We start from the raw sequence: 15,388 nt of genomic DNA, 5'->3' as shown, positions 1-15,388 counted from the left end.
GCCATGCACGATATCGAATTGACCGAAGAACAAGTGATGATCCGCGACATGGCCCGGGACTTTGCCCGCGGCGAAATCGCCCCTCACGCCCAGGCCTGGGAAAAAGCCGGCTGGATCGATGATGCGCTCGTGGCCAAGATGGGCGAGCTGGGTTTGCTCGGCATGGTGGTTCCCGAGGAATGGGGCGGCACTTACGTCGACTACGTGGCCTACGCGCTGGCGGTGGAAGAGATTTCTGCCGGCGACGGCGCCACCGGTGCCTTGATGAGTATCCACAACTCGGTGGGCTGCGGGCCGGTTCTGAACTATGGCACTGAAGAACAGAAACAGACCTGGCTGGCGGATCTGGCCAGCGGTCAGGCCATCGGCTGCTTTTGCCTGACCGAGCCGCAGGCCGGTTCCGAAGCGCATAACCTGCGCACCCGCGCCGAACTGCGCGACGGCCAGTGGGTGATCAATGGCGCCAAGCAGTTCGTCAGCAACGGTCGACGGGCAAAACTGGCGATTGTGTTTGCGGTGACCGACCCGGAGCTGGGCAAGAAAGGCTTGTCGGCGTTCCTGGTGCCAACCGACACACCGGGTTTTATCGTCGACCGCAGCGAACACAAGATGGGTATCCGCGCTTCCGACACCTGCGCGGTGACGCTGAACAACTGCACGATCCCCGAAGCCAATCTACTCGGTGAGCGCGGCAAGGGTTTGGCGATTGCCTTGTCCAACCTCGAAGGCGGTCGCATCGGCATCGCCGCGCAGGCACTGGGCATCGCCCGTGCAGCGTTCGAAGCGGCGCTGGCCTACGCCCGTGACCGGGTGCAGTTCGACAAGCCGATCATCGAGCACCAAAGCGTCGCCAACATGCTCGCCGACATGCACACCCGGCTGAACGCCGCACGCCTGCTGATCCTCCATGCCGCGCGGTTGCGCAGCGCCGGCAAGCCATGCCTGTCGGAAGCCTCGCAGGCCAAGCTGTTTGCCTCGGAGATGGCTGAGAAAGTCTGCTCGTCCGCGATACAGATTCACGGCGGCTACGGCTATCTGGAAGATTATCCGGTGGAACGCTATTACCGCGATGCGCGGATCACGCAGATTTATGAAGGCTCGAGCGAGATTCAGCGGATGGTGATTGCGCGGGAGCTCAAGAACTACCTGGTGTGAGGCCCTAAAAGCATCGCGGGCAAGCCTTGCTCCTACGGATTCAGGTGATCCGTAGGAGCAAGGCTTGCCCGCGATGACGTCAGTGAGGACGCTGCATTACTTACCGACGAACTGCGCCTCACGCTTGGCAATAAACGCCGCCATGCCTTCTTTCTGGTCCTGTGTGGCAAACGCCGCATGGAACACCCGACGTTCGAAACGCACGCCTTCGGACAGGCTGACTTCAAAGGCGCGGTTGACGCTTTCCTTGACCATCATTGCAATCGGCAAGGACTTCTTGGCAATCAACGCGGCAACCTTCAGCGCTTCATCCAGCAACTCATCCACCGGCACGATGCGCGCAACGATGCCGCAGCGTTCCGCTTCCACCGCATCGATCAGGCGGCCGCTGAGGCACATTTCCATGGCTTTGGCCTTGCCCACGGCGCGAGTCAGGCGCTGGGTGCCGCCCATGCCCGGCAACACGCCGAGGTTGATTTCCGGCTGGCCGAATTTGGCGTTGTCGCCGGCCAGAATGAAGTCGCACATCAGCGCCAGCTCACAGCCACCACCCAACGCAAAACCGGCGACCGCGGCAATGATCGGTTTGCGTCGGTTGGCCACCCGGTCACTGTCGCTGAACAGATCGTCGAGGTAGATCTGCGGGTAGGTCAGCTCGGCCATTTCCTTGATGTCGGCACCGGCGGCAAAGGCCTTTTTCGAGCCGGTCAGCACGATGCAGCCGATTTCCGGATTGGCTTCCAGACCATCGAGCGCATGGTTCAGCTCGCTGACGATCTGCGCATTCAAGGCATTCAGGGCTTGCGGGCGGTTGAGGGTGATCAGACCCACGCGACCCTGGACTTCCAACAAAATCGTTTCGTAGCTCATGCAACGTTCCTTCTCAAAGATTGCGCGAAATGACCATGCGCTGAATATCGCTGGTGCCTTCATAGATCTGACAAACCCGCACGTCGCGGTAGATCCGCTCCAGCGGGAAGTCGCTCAGGTAACCGTAACCACCGAGGGTTTGCAAGGCCGTCGAGCAGACCTTTTCGGCCATTTCCGAGGCGAACAGCTTGGCCATCGAGGCTTCCACCAGCGCCGGTTTGCCGCTGTCACGCAGGGCGGCGGCGTAATGCACCATTTGCCGGGCGACAGCGATTTGCGTGGCCATGTCAGCCAAACGGAAGGCAACCGCCTGATGCTCGATGATCGGCTTGCCGAAACTCTCGCGCTCGCGGGCGTAATCGCGGGCAGCTTCGAACGCGGCGCGGGCCATGCCGACCGACTGCGAAGCAATCCCGACGCGCCCGCCTTCAAGGTTGGCCAGGGCGATTTTGTAGCCTTCGCCCTCCTCGCCCAGACGATTGGCCACCGGCACCTTCACATCCTCAAAGAGGATTTGGCAGGTGTCCGAGGCGTGCTGGCCGAGCTTGTCTTCAACCCGCGCAACCTTGTAGCCCGGTGAATCGGTGGGCACGATAAAGGCACTGATCCCGCGTTTGCCGGCGCTCGGGTCGGTGACCGCGAAGACGATCACTACCCCGGCGTTTTGCCCCGAGGTAATGAACTGCTTGCAGCCGTTGAGCACGTAATGATCGCCGTTCAGGCGGGCGCGGGTTTTCAGGCTGCTGGCGTCGGAACCGGCCTGCGGCTCGGTCAGCGCGAACGCCCCGAGCATGGCGCCACTAGCCAACGGCTTGAGGAAGCGCTCTTTCTGATCGTCGTTGCCGAACTTGAGGATCGGCACGCAACCCACCGAGTTGTGCACGCTCATGATGGTCGAGCAGGCGCCATCGCCAGCGGCGATTTCTTCCAGGGCCATGGCGTACGCCAGGTAACCGGTGTCGCAACCGCCCCACTGCTCCGGTACCAACATGCCGAAGAAGCCCAGCTCGGCCATTTCGCCGATGGCTTCCTTGGGAAAGCGGTGCTCGCGATCCCACTCGGCGGCGAACGGCTTGAGCCGTTCCTGGGCAAATTGCCGGGCCGCGTCGCTGATTTGTAGTTGTTCGTCAGTCGGTAGCATGTTGATTCCTTAGTACAGGCATTCAACGGCCATGGCCGTGGCTTCACCGCCGCCGATGCAGATCGCTGCGACGCCGCGTTTCAGGCCTTTCTGGCGCAAGGCCGAGAGCAAGGTCACAAGTATCCGCGCACCCGAAGCGCCGATCGGGTGACCCAGCGCACAGGCGCCACCGTGGACGTTGACCTTGCTGTGGGGGATTTCCAGCTTGGTCATCGTCACCAGGCTGACCACCGCGAAGGCTTCGTTGACTTCGAACAGCTCGACCTCATCCAGCGACCAGCCGGTTTTCTTCAGCAGTTTCTTGATCGCGCCCACCGGTGCCACCGGGAACAGCCCCGGCGTATCAGCGAAGGCTGCGTGACCATGGATCACTGCCAGCGGTTTCAGGCCACGTTTTTCAGCTTCTGAACGACGCATCAGCAGCAACGCCGCTGCGCCGTCGGAAATTGAACTGGAGTTGGCCGCCGTCACAGTGCCGCCGTCACGGAACGCCGGTTTCAGGCTGGCGATCTTGTCCAGTTTGGCTTTCGGTGGTTGTTCGTCATCGGTGATGAGTTTCTGCTCTTTGCCGACTATGACCTGCAGCGGAACGATTTCAGCGTTGAAGCTGCCGTCCTTGATCGCCTGTTGCGCGCGCGTGGTCGAAGCGATTGCGAACTCATCTTGCGCTTCACGCGTGAAGCCGTTGGCCTCGGCGCAGTCCTCGGCGAAGGTGCCCATCAGGCGGCCCTTGTCGTAGGCGTCTTCCAGGCCGTCGAGGAACATGTGGTCAAGCACTTTGCCGTGGCCCATGCGGTAGCCGCTGCGCGCACGATCCAACAAGTAAGGTGCGTTGGACATGCTTTCCATCCCGCCAGCAACCACCACATCGGCACTGCCGGCCAGCAGCATGTCGTGCGCGAGGATGGCCGCTTCCATGCCCGAACCGCACATTTTGTTCAGGGTGGTGCAACGGGTGGACTTGTCCAACCCTGCACCCAGCGCTGCTTGACGAGCAGGAGCCTGACCGAGGCCGGCGGACAGCACGCAACCAAACAGCACTTCTTCTACCGCGTCGGCGGCCACACCGGCACGCTCGACGGCGGCGCGGATCGCAGCAGCGCCCAGTTGTGGCGCGCTGAGGCTTTTCAGTTCACCTTGAAAACCACCCATCGGGGTGCGGACGGCGCTGACGATAACGATTGGATCGTGGGACATTGTCATGACAAATACTCCTTATTTGGCGGCCATACGCAAGGCACCGTCGAGACGGATCACCTCGCCGTTGAGCATGCTGTTTTCTATGATATGCCTGACCAGCGCGGCGTACTCAACCGGTTTGCCAAGGCGTGGCGGGAACGGCACGCCAGCGGCCAGCGAGTCGCGCACTTCCTGGGTCATGCCGGCCATCATCGGCGTTTCGAAGATGCCTGGGGCGATGGTCATCACCCGGATGCCGTAGCGCGCCAGTTCACGGGCGGCAGGCAAGGTCAGGCTGGCAATCGCGCCTTTGGAGGCAGCGTAGGCGGCCTGGCCGATCTGGCCGTCGAAGGCCGCCACCGAAGCGGTGTTGATGATCACCCCGCGCTCGCCGTCTTCATTGGCTTCTGTTTCGGCAATCGCCGCAGCCGCCAGGCGCAGCATGTTGAAGCTACCGATCAGGTTGACGTTGATCACCTGGCTGAAACTGGCCAGTGCGTGCGGGCCGTTCTTGCCGAGGATTTTCTCACCACGGACCACACCGGCACAGTTGACCAGCCCGTGCAGGCCACCAAACGCTGCGACCGCTGCCTGCACCGCTGCTTCTGCCGCCGCTTCCTGACTGATGTCCGCGACGACGCAATGCGCGCCGAGCCGTTTTGCCTGAGCCGCGACGGCTTCGGCATTCAGGTCCACCAGCATGACTTTGGCACCGGCACCCACCAGCATTTCAGCCGTGGCCGCGCCCAGGCCCGACGCACCGCCGGTGACGAGAAAAACCTTGTTTTCGATCTGCATCATTGTTTCCTTGGATTCAAGCTGAAACGTTCTTCGCCGTGGCCTCTTGAGCCTTGGCGATTTCCTGGTTGCGCAAGATAAAGCGCTGCAATTTGCCGCTTGGGGTTTTCGGCAATTCGCTGACAAATTCGATTTCACGCGGGTATGAGTGCGCCGCCAATCGCTTGCGCACATGCTGGCGCAGTTCTTCGGCCAGTTCAGGTGAAGCACGGTATTGCGCGCTGAGCACGACGAAGGCTTTCACCAGTTCGGTGCGTTCCGGATCCGGTTTGCCGATCACCGCTGCTTCAACCACGGCGGGGTGTTCGATCAACGCACTCTCCACGTCGAACGGACCGACCCGGTAGCCGGAGGTGGTGATCACGTCGTCGCTGCGGCCGACGAAGCTGATGCTGCCATCCGGGTTCAGTTCGACGGTATCGCCACTCAAGTAATAGTTGCCGACGAAAGCCTTGGTCGGCGCACCTTCGTAACCGGCAAACCAGCACATCGGCGATTGCGTGCGATCGATGGCAAGAATCCCCGGCTGACCGACCGACAGTTCGTTATAGGCCTCATCCAGCACCACGATCCTGTGACCGGGCGAGGCAAACCCTGCCGCACCGACATGCACCGGATGCTCAAGGCCATGGTGGTTGCACAGCACCATGCCGAGTTCGGTCTGGCCATAATGGTCGTGGATCACCACGCCGAGATTGTCGGCGAACCAGCGGATCACTTCCGGGTTCAACGGTTCGCCGGCGCTGCTGACAATCCGCAGTTTGCCTTTGATCGAACGGGCGAACTCCTCGCCGCCGGCGATCAGCAAGCGGTACGCGGTCGGTGAACCGGTGAGGTTGGTGATGCCGTATTTGTTGATCACCCGGCAGGTGCTTTCAAGGGTGAACGGGCCATCGTAAAAGGTGATCGGATGGCCCATGGACAACGGTCCGGTCACACCAAAGTAGATGCCATAAGCCCAGCCCGGATCGGCGACGTTCCAGAACGCATCTTCAGGGCGCAGGTCCACTGCGTCGCGGGTGTAGCTCTGGAACGCAACGATCGCCTTGAGCGGCACCGACAAGGCTTTCGACGGGCCGGTGGTGCCTGAGGTGAACATCAGCAGGAACGGGTCTTCGCCGTCCAGCAGCACGGGTTCACATTGAGCGGAATAATTGGGCAGTTCGGCCCAGAAACTGAAATCACCGCGGACGATGCCCTGACCTTTCGGGCCGCCGACGGTGACGATGGTCGGGCAGTCGGCAACGTCATTGAGTTTTGGACGATTGACCGCGTCGGTCACCACCACGGCGGCGCCGGAACTGTTGAGGCGGTGTTCGATGGCTTTCGGGCCGAAGGCGGTAAACAACGGCTGGTAGACCGCGCCGATGCGCCAGGTGGCGAACACCACAATCAGCAATTCGACATTGCGTGGCAACAGGCCGGCGACCTTGTCGCCCTTCTTCACGCCCTGAGCCAGCAGGAAATTGGCAAAGCGCGCGGCTTTGTCCTGCAGGTCGCTGAAGGTGTACGTGGCGCTGGCACCGTCGCGGCCCTCCCAGAACAAGGCAATGCGCCCGGGTATCGCATGGCGGTCGCAGCATTCAACGCAGGCGTTGAGTGCGGTCAACGAGCCGCTGAGCGCAGCATCGACGGTGTGCTGATAGTTGAACTGTGAAGTCGCAGACAGGTAATCGCGCATTGCCAGAATCCCTCTGTATTTTTATTAGGTTGGGGGAACCGTAAAAATCCAGGAAATACTCGCTCCGCGGGCGGCGCGGGACAATGGTCAAAGCTTTCAAGTTGCGTGACTGGTTTGGCCAAGACAAGGATGCAAAATCCACGTGGCGAGGGAGCTTGCTCCCGCCGGGGTGCGTAGCAGCCCCAAAATCTGCAATTGCGTTCTATCAGAAGGTCACTATCAACGGACTTTGCGACCGCTTCGCGATCGAACGGGAGCAAGCTCCCTCGCCACAGGAGTCAATTACTGTCCTGCCTCGTTGAGAATCAAACTGCGGTAATGCCCCGGATTGGACCCCGACCACTTGCGAAACGCCTTGTAGAACGAACTGGCATCGGCAAACCCGAGCCGTGTGGCGATCTCGGCGAAGCTGATCGAAGGTTCTGCCAGCCAGACAATCGCCAGCTCCTTGCGCACGCTGTCCTTCAAGCCTTGATAGGTTTGCCCTTCTTCTGCCAAGCGTCGACGCAGTGTCGAAGCGGACATGCACAGGCGCTGCGCCAGGCTGTCGGTTTCCGGCCACTGTTCGGCAGGCAGATGCCGCAAATCGTGTTTGATCCGGCTGGCGAGGCTTTGCGGATCGCGATACTTGACCAGGATATTGGCCGGCGCATGGGCTAAAAAGCGCTTGAGCTCGTCGCTGCTGCGCTTGATTGGCAGATCCAGGCAATCCGCCGAGAAAATCATCCGTGTACGCGGTCGGTCGAAGCGCAGGTTCTCGGAGAACATCACCTTATAGTCATCGCAGAAGTCCGGTTCCGCGCAGCGCAGTTCGATGGCCAGAATCGGTATCCGCCGCCCCGCCAGCCAGCAGGCAACACCATGGACGATCATCCAGTAGGTGAAATAAGTGAAGGCGCGACGCGGCTCCTGGTCGTCTTCGAGCAGGACGATTTCCGCCAGGCTTTGCTGATGAACCAGCTGCGCCGGCATGCGCTCCAGCATCAACGACAGAAACCCCAGCCCGGCGGTCAACCCGGCTGCCAACGTCGGCTGGGCCATGGCGCAACGACAGAGAAATTCAAGGCTGCCGGATTTTAACCGGCGCGGGTCCATGCCAAAGAACTCATCGTCCATGCGCCGCGCCAACAGTCGCCACAACCGTGCGTAGGCCGTGGCCGGAACACGCGCACCCGCCACACTGAGCAAGCGCGGTTCAATCCCGACCTTGAGCAAGACTTCAGTGCTGACAGCACTCGACTCGCAGCTTTGCAGCAATGCTTCGCGCACCAAATGAATGGAGATGGTGTCTTTTTCCGACATTGAACGTGGTGAACCCTGTTTTTTGTTTGTCGGCCATCTTAGCGCAGGCACAGGATCCGTAGGAGCAAGGCTTGCCCGCGAAATTGGCTATGAGGTTCATCAGGTACAGCACGTTATCGTTTTTCGCGGGCAAGCCTTGCTCCTACTCTTGTTCAGCTGCCGTTCAGGCAAATGACAATCACCTCTATTTAGTAATGAGTATCATTATGTTACAAATTAGCATCCACTCCATAGATGACGCGGTGCTGAATGCTGGTTCCCTTTCTGATCATGCTGCGCGAAGGCGTTGAAGCGGCGTTAATCGTCGGCATCATTGCCAGTTATCTCAAGCAAACCGGACGCGGCCAATGGATGCCCGCGATGTGGGTCGGGGTCTTCCTCGCCGTCGCGCTGGCCCTGCTGGTGGGCGGTGGCCTGGAACTGGTCAGCGCTGAATTCCCGCAAAAACAACAGGAACTCTTCGAGGGCGTCATCGGCCTGATCGCCGTCGCGGTTTTGAGCTCCATGGTGTTCTGGATGCGCAAGGTCGCGCGTTCGATCAAGCATTCGCTGCACGTTTCCCTCGACCATGCGCTGGCCGGCTCCAGGCACCAGGTCACCGCGCTGATCGCCATGGTGTTTTTCGCGGTTGCCCGTGAAGGCCTGGAAACCGTGTTCTTCCTGCTCGCGGTATTCCAGCAAAGCGAAGGCCCGGGGGCGCCGATCGGTGCCCTGCTTGGCCTGCTGCTGTCGATGGTCATCGGTTTCCTTATCTACAGCGGCAGCATGCGCCTGAACCTGTCGGCGTTCTTCCGCTGGACCGGGCTGTTCATCCTGGTGGTGGCGGCCGGCATTCTCGCAAGCTCGGTGCGCGCACTGCATGAAGCCGGGCTGTGGAATCACCTGCAAACCGTCCTGTTCGATTTCAGCGCAACCCTGCCGATGGATGGCCCGTTGGGTTCAGTGCTGGCCGGCATGTTCGGTTATCAGGATGCCCCGACCGTCAGCACCCTCGGCGTCTACCTGATTTACCTGCTGGTCGCACTGGTGATGTTCTTCCTCCCGACTGGCGCGCCGGCTAAACCAGCCGCCACGCCACCCTCTTCCGTCTCCAGCCATTAAGGGCATTCATGTCAAACCAGGCCCCTCTTCAGACCTCGCCTCCCCGCGCCCTGCGCTGGGCGGTGGCCGGTTCGGTGATCGTGATGATCGCCGCCGGCGGGTTGTTCTACTACGCGTCGCAAATGGCCGCGGCCAAGCGTCAGACAAATCATGACGAGATCACCGTCACGATTAATTCGCACAGTTGCGAACCGAATGCGCTGACCGTTCCAGCGGGCCGCAGCAGTTTTCGCATCGTCAACCACTCGGATCGCGCGGTTGAATGGGAGATTCTCGACGGTGTGCTGGTGCTTGAGGAACGCGAAAACATCGCCCCCGGCCTGAGCCAGGTGATCACCGCCAACCTGCTGCCGGGTGATTATGCGATTACCTGCGGCTTGCTCAGCAATCCGCGCGGCACGCTGCACGTCACGCCCACCGTCGCATCCGATGCTGCGGCGCAGGCACGGCCGTCGATGGTGGCATTTATCGGTCCGTTGTCGGAGTTTCGGGTTTACCTGAGCAGTCAGGGCACCGCACTGATCAACGCTGCCACCGCGTTGCAACAGGCAATCGACGCCGGTGACCTGAGTCAGGCCCAGGCACTCTATGTGCCGGCCCGCGTGGCCTATCAACGCCTCGCCCCGGCGGCTCAACGCCTGGCGGAGCTGGACAAGGTCATCAATGCTCGCGCTGATTACTTTGAAAAGCGCGAGCAGGATCCGCAGTTTGTCGGCTTTCACCGCCTCGAGTACGCGCTGTTCCAGCAACGAACAGTCGACGGTCTGACACCGGTCGCCCAGCGTCTGGTCGCCGACGTCACACAGCTCAAACAGCAACTGCTGGCCCAATCGCTGCCACCAGAACAACTGGTGAGCATCGTCGCCCGCAATCTCCGCAACATGGCCGATGTCCGCGCCAGCAGCGGTGAAGAAGAACGTTACAGCCACATCGACCTTAATGGTTTCGCCGCCAACCTGGACGTCACCCGCAAAGTGGTCGATCTGTTGCGTCCGTTACTGACCAAGCCTGCCGCCGCGTTACTGACTCGATTGGACACGGCGACTCACGCTCTCGATGCCGAGCTCAATGGCTTGCGAGTCAAAGGCGGCTACAGCAGTTACGACGGCGTCGGCGCCGCTCAACGCGCAAGACTCGCCGACAAGGCCAAGGCTCTGGCCGATGCACTCGATGGAATCGATCCCGCCCTTGGCCTCTCCGGCCTATAAGCAGAAGACCCTATTCAGATGAACGATTTAGATCAGATCAATGCCCAGCGTCGCCGCGTACTGTTGGGCATGGGCGCCGCCGGTGTCGCGTTGGCGGGCAGCACGTTGAGCTGTCCGGCCATGGCCGCCAGCCCGGCGCAAGTCACTGAAGCACCGAACAGCGACAAAACCCAGGATCGCCATGACTTCCACGGTCAGCACCAGACCGGCATCGTCACCCCACGCCCGGCGTGCGGCATGCTGGTGTCGTTCGACGTATTGGCCACCGACCGCGAAGACCTTGAGCGGCTGTTTCGCACGTTGAACCAACGCATTGCGTTCCTGATGACCGGCGGCCCGGTGGCTCAGGTCGACCCGAAGTTCCCACCCGTGGACTCGGGAATTCTTGGCCCGGTGGTGACACCCGACAACCTGACTATCACCGTCTCGGTGGGTGAATCGCTGTTCGACGAGCGTTTCGGCCTGGCCAGCGCCAAGCCCAAGCGATTGATCCGCATGGTCGGCTTCCCCAACGATGCACTGCAACCCGAGCTCTGCCACGGCGACCTGAGCCTGCAGTTCTGCGCCAACACCGCCGACACCAATATTCACGCCTTGCGCGACATCGTGAAGAACCTGCCGGACCTGCTGCTGGTGCGCTGGAAACAGGAAGGCAGCGTACCGCCGCAAGCACCGGCAAAGCCTGGAACACCTGCGCAAAGTGCGCGCAACTTCCTCGGTTTTCGTGACGGCTCGGCCAACCCGGATTCCAACGACAAGAAAACCATGGAGCAGATTGTCTGGGTGCAACCAGGCAGCGATGAGCCGGCCTGGGCGGCCAATGGCAGCTATCAGGCGGTGCGGATTATCCGCAACCTCGTCGAGCGTTGGGACCGCACGCCGCTGCAAGAACAGGAAAGCATTCTCGGTCGGGTCAAAAGTACCGGCGCGCCCATCGGCGGCAGCCATGAAAGCCAGGTCCCGGACTACGCCAAAGACCCTCACGGCAAGCTGACCAAAATGGACGCGCACATCCGCCTGGCCAACCCGCGCACTGCCGCGACCCAGGCCAACCTGATCCTGCGTCGGCCGTTCAATTATTCCAACGGCGTGAGCAAAAACGGCCAGCTGGAAATGGGCTTGCTGTTCATCTGCTACCAGGCCGACCTGCACAACGGTTTCATCACCGTGCAAACCCGACTCAACGGTGAACCGCTGGAGGAATACCTCAAGCCCATCGGCGGCGGCTACTTCTTCACCTTGCCGGGCGTCATTGGCGACAAGGATTTCATCGGTCGTTCACTGCTCGATGCCACTCAACCGAAAACCACGGCTTAACCCCCTGAACACAACAAACCCACGGAAAAGTCCCATGAAGAAGTCGCCTCTCGCTTTGCTGATCGCCCTTGGCTTGCTCCACGCTCCACTGTCGGCTTTCGCCACCACAGCGCCGCTGGATCTGGTGGGGCCGATCTCGGATTACAAAATCTACGTCACCGAGCAGCTCGACGGGTTTGCCAGCCACACCCAGCAATTCACCGACGCGGTGAAGAAAGGTGACCTGGCCACCGCTCAAAAACTCTATGCGCCCACCCGTGTTTACTACGAGTCGATCGAGCCGATTGCCGAGCTGTTCAGTGACCTCGATGCGTCCATCGACTCGCGCGTCAACGACCACGAAAAAGGTGTCAAGGCTGAAGACTTCACCGGTTTCCACCGCATCGAATACAGTCTGTTCTCCGAGAAAACCACCGAGGGCCTTGGTGATCTGGCCGATGGTCTGAATAACAACGTCAAAGACCTGCAAACCCGCGTTGCCGGCCTGACCTTCCCGCCGGAAAAAGTCGTAGGTGGTGCTGCTACATTGCTCGAAGAAGTCGCTGCGACCAAGATCTCCGGTGAAGAAGACCGCTACAGCCACACCGACCTGTATGACTTCCAGGGCAACATCGACGGCGCGAAGAAAATCGTCGACCTGTTCCGTCCGCAACTCGAGAAACAGGACAAGGCCTTCGTCGCCAAAGTCGACAAGAACTTCGCCAGCGTGAACACGATTCTGGCCAAGTACAAAACCGCTGGCGGCGGTTTCGAGACCTACGACAAGGTCAAGGAAAACGACCGCAAGGCGCTGGTCGGCCCGGTCAATACCCTGGCGGAAGACCTGTCGACCCTGCGTGGAAAACTGGGCCTGAACTAAGGCCGCGCAATCTATGTGGCGAGGGGGCTTGCCCCCGCTCGGCTGCGCAGCAGTCGTATATCCGTTGAACGCGGTATTTCTGATCGACCGCGATCGCAGATTCAGGGCCGTTTCACGACCCAACGGGGGCAAGCCCCCTCGCCACAGTCACCCTACAGTCTGAAAAGTCATGCAGTTGACCTCCATAAACCGTTAGCCTGCTTCCTTTTATTTCAGGCCCACGCCATGATGCAGCTCTCTAACCGCCCGCCCGCGAACGAGCTCTCATGTCTGCGCAACAAACGCCTCCCGCCCGCTCCACGGCGATCACCCTACAGATCGTCTCCATCGTCTTTTATACCTTTGTCGCGTTCCTCTGCATCGGTCTGCCGATTGCGGTGTTGCCGGGCTATGTCCATGAGCAACTGGGGTTCAGCGCTGTCATTGCCGGCCTGACCATCGGCTCGCAGTACCTGGCCACCCTGCTCAGCCGGCCCATGGCGGGCCGTATGTCTGACAACATCGGCACCAAACGGGCGATTGTCTACGGGTTACTGGGGATCATGCTCAGTGGCGTGCTGACGTTGCTGTCGACCTTGTTGCAGAGCCTGCCGTTGCTGAGCCTGATGATTCTGATCGGCGGCCGATTGTTGTTGGGGATCGCCCAAGGCTTGATCGGTGTCGGCACCATCAGTTGGTGCATGGGCCAGGTCGGTGCCGAACACACCGCCCGCTCGATTTCCTGGAACGGGATTGCCTCATATGGCGCAATTGCCATTGGTGCGCCTTTGGGTGTGGTGATGGTCGGTCAGTTGGGGTTCGCCAGCCTTGGGATTGCGCTCTCGGTGCTGGCGCTGGCGGCGTTGCTGCTGATTCGCAACAAACCCTCGGTGCCGGTCATTCGCGGTGAGCGGTTGCCGTTCTGGGCGGTGTTCGGGCGCGTCGCCCCCTTTGGCGCCAGCCTGAGTCTGGCTTCGATTGGCTACGGTACGCTCACCACCTTTATTACCCTGTTCTATATCAGTCGCGGCTGGACCGGTGCAGCCTGGTGCCTGACGGTCTTTGGCATCTGCTTCATCCTCTCGCGCCTGCTGTTTATCTCCAGCATCAACCGCTTTGGCGGATTCAACTCGGCCATCGCCTGCATGAGCATCGAAACCCTGGGGCTGGGCCTGCTCTGGTTGGCCCCGTCGACGGCCGTGGCGTTGATGGGGGCGGGGCTGACCGGGTTCGGTTTGTCGCTGGTTTATCCGGCATTGGGTGTCGAGGCCATCAAGCAAGTGCCAAGCAGCAGCCGTGGCGCCGGCTTGAGTGCCTATGCGGTGTTTTTCGATCTGGCGCTGGCGATCGCCGGGCCGTTGATGGGCGCGGTGGCGCTGAACCTGGGGTACGCGTGGATTTTCTTCTGCGCGGCGCTGTTGTCGACCACCGGACTGGGGCTGACCCTGCTGCTGAAACGTCGCTCAGCACTCAGCCCGTCGTAAGACCCTGGCGTCTACGGCAACGTCTGGTCAGCCGTCTGCATTCCCGCCCCGCTTGGCTTGCTCAGGGTTTGAGCAAAGAATCTCCCCGCTTCGGAGATCAGGTTACGGTGAATGCCCTCGCGGTCAACGCCCTCAGCATCGGTGCACAAGGCCGGCATCGCCGCGAGTTGCTCCTGGGTACACGGTGCCATGAACACGAAATGCCCGGCCCCCGCCAGCAGTTTGAAATCCGGAGCAACGGGTAGCTTGCGAGCGAGCGCCGCAGCGTTTTTATCGAGGGCGACCAGCTTGTCGCCATCGCCGCTATAGAGCAGCACCGGCACATGCACACCGGCCAAGGTATGACGGCCGAACTTCAGGCTCAATGGCGCCATCAGTAACAGCGCGTGAACCCGTGGGTCAGCGACTGGTTGCAAGTCATCGCGGTCGACAATCAGTTCACCGTTGGTGCTGCAGGCGTCTCCGTCGTCGGGGCGTTCTTTACAGTACAGGCGTAAACGATTCAGGTCCGGCGTGGCGCCCGAAAGAATCAACGCCGTTTCGCCACCGGCCGAATAACCGATCACTCCGACCTCGTCGGGATTGACGAACGGCGACAGCATGGGATCGGCCAGGGTTGCGGTGATGGCTTCGGAAATCTGGATCGGCCGGCCATAAAGGTTGCTTAACGTACCGAGGCGGCTGTGGTCCTTGGAGTTGTCACCGGGATGAATCACCGCCACCACCACAAAGCCTTTGCGGGCCAGCGATGTGGCAAGGTCATGCAACGCCAGTGGGGTGCCGATGTTGCCGTGTGAGAGCATCAACATCGGAAAGCGGCCAATCGCGACCCTTGCGTCTTCGGTCGCCTGGATTTGATAACCCTCGAGCTTTCTTGAATGCTCGATGCCGGTCGACGGGTAAAAGGCGATGGCCCGCATGGGTTGTGAATCCAGCGGATCGAGAAACGTCAGCTCATGGTAGCCAACGCTCCAATGAGGGTGCGGCGCAGGCGCGGCTTGCACTGAATTCAGGCTGCTGAGCAGGCAAATCAGTAACATTGCACAAAGACGCATCATGGGATGCCCCACCTTGTTACCCGATTGGAATACCCGTTTTCCGCCAATCCCTTGGATTAAAGCCTTGCGCCGACGATTGCGGCTTTCAAGGTCTATGCAGAACGGGGCCGATAACCCGAGACTGCATAACCTGGGCCAACAACTAAAACGACAGCGCTTTTGATACAGATACAGAAAGACTCCGTACCCCGATCGTTTTACGACGATCAGAATACAGAGTCTAGTGGGTATTGCCTGAGCTTTTTAACTCTTTACG

At 60.6% G+C, this 15,388-nt stretch carries 13 protein-coding genes; 6 read left to right on the top strand and 7 right to left on the bottom strand.

Annotated features, from left to right (window positions below; all coding sequences use genetic code 11):
* Positions 1 to 3: 3 nt before the first annotated feature.
* Positions 4 to 1,155 (top strand): acyl-CoA dehydrogenase family protein, encoded by a 1,152-nt coding sequence (locus tag AC1RJ3_RS15205; protein WP_103316477.1) that lies wholly within the window; start codon positions 4 to 6, stop codon positions 1,153 to 1,155.
* A 96-nt stretch (positions 1,156 to 1,251) separates the two neighbouring features.
* Here the strand turns inward: AC1RJ3_RS15205 and AC1RJ3_RS15200 are convergent, their stop codons facing one another.
* The 6 genes from AC1RJ3_RS15200 to AC1RJ3_RS15175 all read right to left on the bottom strand — a co-directional run bounded on the left by AC1RJ3_RS15200 (position 1,252) and on the right by AC1RJ3_RS15175 (position 8,126).
* Positions 1,252 to 2,025, bottom strand: coding sequence for an enoyl-CoA hydratase (locus AC1RJ3_RS15200; RefSeq protein ID WP_477770171.1), 774 nt, complete (start codon positions 2,023 to 2,025; stop codon positions 1,252 to 1,254).
* Positions 2,026 to 2,038: 13 nt separating this feature from the next.
* On the bottom strand, positions 2,039 to 3,166 hold the full coding sequence (locus AC1RJ3_RS15195) for an acyl-CoA dehydrogenase (RefSeq protein ID WP_103316482.1): 1,128 nt from the start codon (positions 3,164 to 3,166) through the stop codon (positions 2,039 to 2,041).
* Positions 3,167 to 3,175: 9 nt separating this feature from the next.
* Positions 3,176 to 4,369: an acetyl-CoA C-acyltransferase gene (locus AC1RJ3_RS15190; RefSeq protein ID WP_054597491.1), complete on the bottom strand. Its 1,194-nt coding sequence runs from the start codon at positions 4,367 to 4,369 to the stop codon at positions 3,176 to 3,178.
* A 12-nt stretch (positions 4,370 to 4,381) separates the two neighbouring features.
* Positions 4,382 to 5,143, bottom strand: a complete 762-nt coding sequence (locus tag AC1RJ3_RS15185) for an SDR family NAD(P)-dependent oxidoreductase (RefSeq protein ID WP_054597492.1) — start codon at positions 5,141 to 5,143, stop codon at positions 4,382 to 4,384.
* 16 nt (positions 5,144 to 5,159) lie between these two features.
* Positions 5,160 to 6,824 (bottom strand): AMP-binding protein, encoded by a 1,665-nt coding sequence (locus AC1RJ3_RS15180; protein ID WP_493079405.1) that lies wholly within the window; start codon positions 6,822 to 6,824, stop codon positions 5,160 to 5,162.
* 282 nt (positions 6,825 to 7,106) lie between these two features.
* Complete coding sequence (locus AC1RJ3_RS15175; protein WP_493079404.1) at positions 7,107 to 8,126, bottom strand: AraC family transcriptional regulator; 1,020 nt, start codon at positions 8,124 to 8,126, stop codon at positions 7,107 to 7,109.
* Positions 8,127 to 8,375: 249 nt separating this feature from the next.
* Between AC1RJ3_RS15175 and efeU the strand changes: the two genes are divergently transcribed.
* The 5 genes from efeU (at position 8,376) to AC1RJ3_RS15150 (ending at position 14,074) form a co-directional block, all read left to right on the top strand.
* Positions 8,376 to 9,227 carry an iron uptake transporter permease EfeU gene (efeU, locus tag AC1RJ3_RS15170; protein ID WP_493079403.1) on the top strand — a complete coding sequence of 284 codons (852 nt, stop codon included), beginning with the start codon at positions 8,376 to 8,378 and terminating at the stop codon, positions 9,225 to 9,227.
* Positions 9,228 to 9,235: 8 nt separating this feature from the next.
* Positions 9,236 to 10,435: an iron uptake system protein EfeO gene (gene efeO, locus AC1RJ3_RS15165; RefSeq protein WP_493079402.1), complete on the top strand. Its 1,200-nt coding sequence runs from the start codon at positions 9,236 to 9,238 to the stop codon at positions 10,433 to 10,435.
* Between the two features lie 18 nt (positions 10,436 to 10,453).
* Entirely contained in the window at positions 10,454 to 11,752 is a 1,299-nt protein-coding gene (efeB, locus tag AC1RJ3_RS15160) for an iron uptake transporter deferrochelatase/peroxidase subunit (RefSeq protein ID WP_493079401.1), read from the top strand.
* 34 nt (positions 11,753 to 11,786) lie between these two features.
* Positions 11,787 to 12,611: an iron uptake system protein EfeO gene (gene efeO / locus AC1RJ3_RS15155; RefSeq protein WP_493079400.1), complete on the top strand. Its 825-nt coding sequence runs from the start codon at positions 11,787 to 11,789 to the stop codon at positions 12,609 to 12,611.
* A gap of 266 nt (positions 12,612 to 12,877) precedes the next feature.
* A complete protein-coding gene (locus AC1RJ3_RS15150; protein WP_493079399.1) occupies positions 12,878 to 14,074 on the top strand; it encodes an MFS transporter in 1,197 nt (398 codons plus the stop codon).
* Between the two features lie 11 nt (positions 14,075 to 14,085).
* Here the strand turns inward: AC1RJ3_RS15150 and AC1RJ3_RS15145 are convergent, their stop codons facing one another.
* Positions 14,086 to 15,132 carry an alpha/beta hydrolase family protein gene (locus AC1RJ3_RS15145; protein ID WP_347926869.1) on the bottom strand — a complete coding sequence of 349 codons (1,047 nt, stop codon included), beginning with the start codon at positions 15,130 to 15,132 and terminating at the stop codon, positions 14,086 to 14,088.
* Between the last annotated feature and the right edge of the window lie 256 nt (positions 15,133 to 15,388).

This window comes from Pseudomonas sp. GW822-FHT04C11, from assembly GCF_058800905.1.
This window is presented reverse-complemented; position numbering and strand designations above follow the sequence as displayed.

Bases quoted from the DNA above. Each gene is read 5' to 3' on its own strand.
- AC1RJ3_RS15195 (WP_103316482.1), bottom strand. From the start codon at position 3,166: ATGCTACCGACTGACGAACAACTACAAATCAGCGACGCGGCCCGGCAA.
- AC1RJ3_RS15185 (WP_054597492.1), bottom strand. From the start codon at position 5,143: ATGCAGATCGAAAACAAGGTTTTTCTCGTCACCGGCGGTGCGTCGGGC.
- efeB (WP_493079401.1), top strand. From the start codon at position 10,454: ATGAACGATTTAGATCAGATCAATGCCCAGCGTCGCCGCGTACTGTTG.
- efeO (WP_493079400.1), top strand. From the start codon at position 11,787: ATGAAGAAGTCGCCTCTCGCTTTGCTGATCGCCCTTGGCTTGCTCCAC.
- AC1RJ3_RS15145 (WP_347926869.1), bottom strand. From the start codon at position 15,132: ATGATGCGTCTTTGTGCAATGTTACTGATTTGCCTGCTCAGCAGCCTG.
- AC1RJ3_RS15175 (WP_493079404.1), bottom strand. From the start codon at position 8,126: ATGTCGGAAAAAGACACCATCTCCATTCATTTGGTGCGCGAAGCATTG.
- AC1RJ3_RS15200 (WP_477770171.1), bottom strand. From the start codon at position 2,025: ATGAGCTACGAAACGATTTTGTTGGAAGTCCAGGGTCGCGTGGGTCTG.
- AC1RJ3_RS15190 (WP_054597491.1), bottom strand. From the start codon at position 4,369: ATGACAATGTCCCACGATCCAATCGTTATCGTCAGCGCCGTCCGCACC.
- AC1RJ3_RS15180 (WP_493079405.1), bottom strand. From the start codon at position 6,824: ATGCGCGATTACCTGTCTGCGACTTCACAGTTCAACTATCAGCACACC.
- AC1RJ3_RS15150 (WP_493079399.1), top strand. From the start codon at position 12,878: ATGTCTGCGCAACAAACGCCTCCCGCCCGCTCCACGGCGATCACCCTA.
- efeO (WP_493079402.1), top strand. From the start codon at position 9,236: ATGTCAAACCAGGCCCCTCTTCAGACCTCGCCTCCCCGCGCCCTGCGC.
- efeU (WP_493079403.1), top strand. From the start codon at position 8,376: ATGCTGGTTCCCTTTCTGATCATGCTGCGCGAAGGCGTTGAAGCGGCG.
- AC1RJ3_RS15205 (WP_103316477.1), top strand. From the start codon at position 4: ATGCACGATATCGAATTGACCGAAGAACAAGTGATGATCCGCGACATG.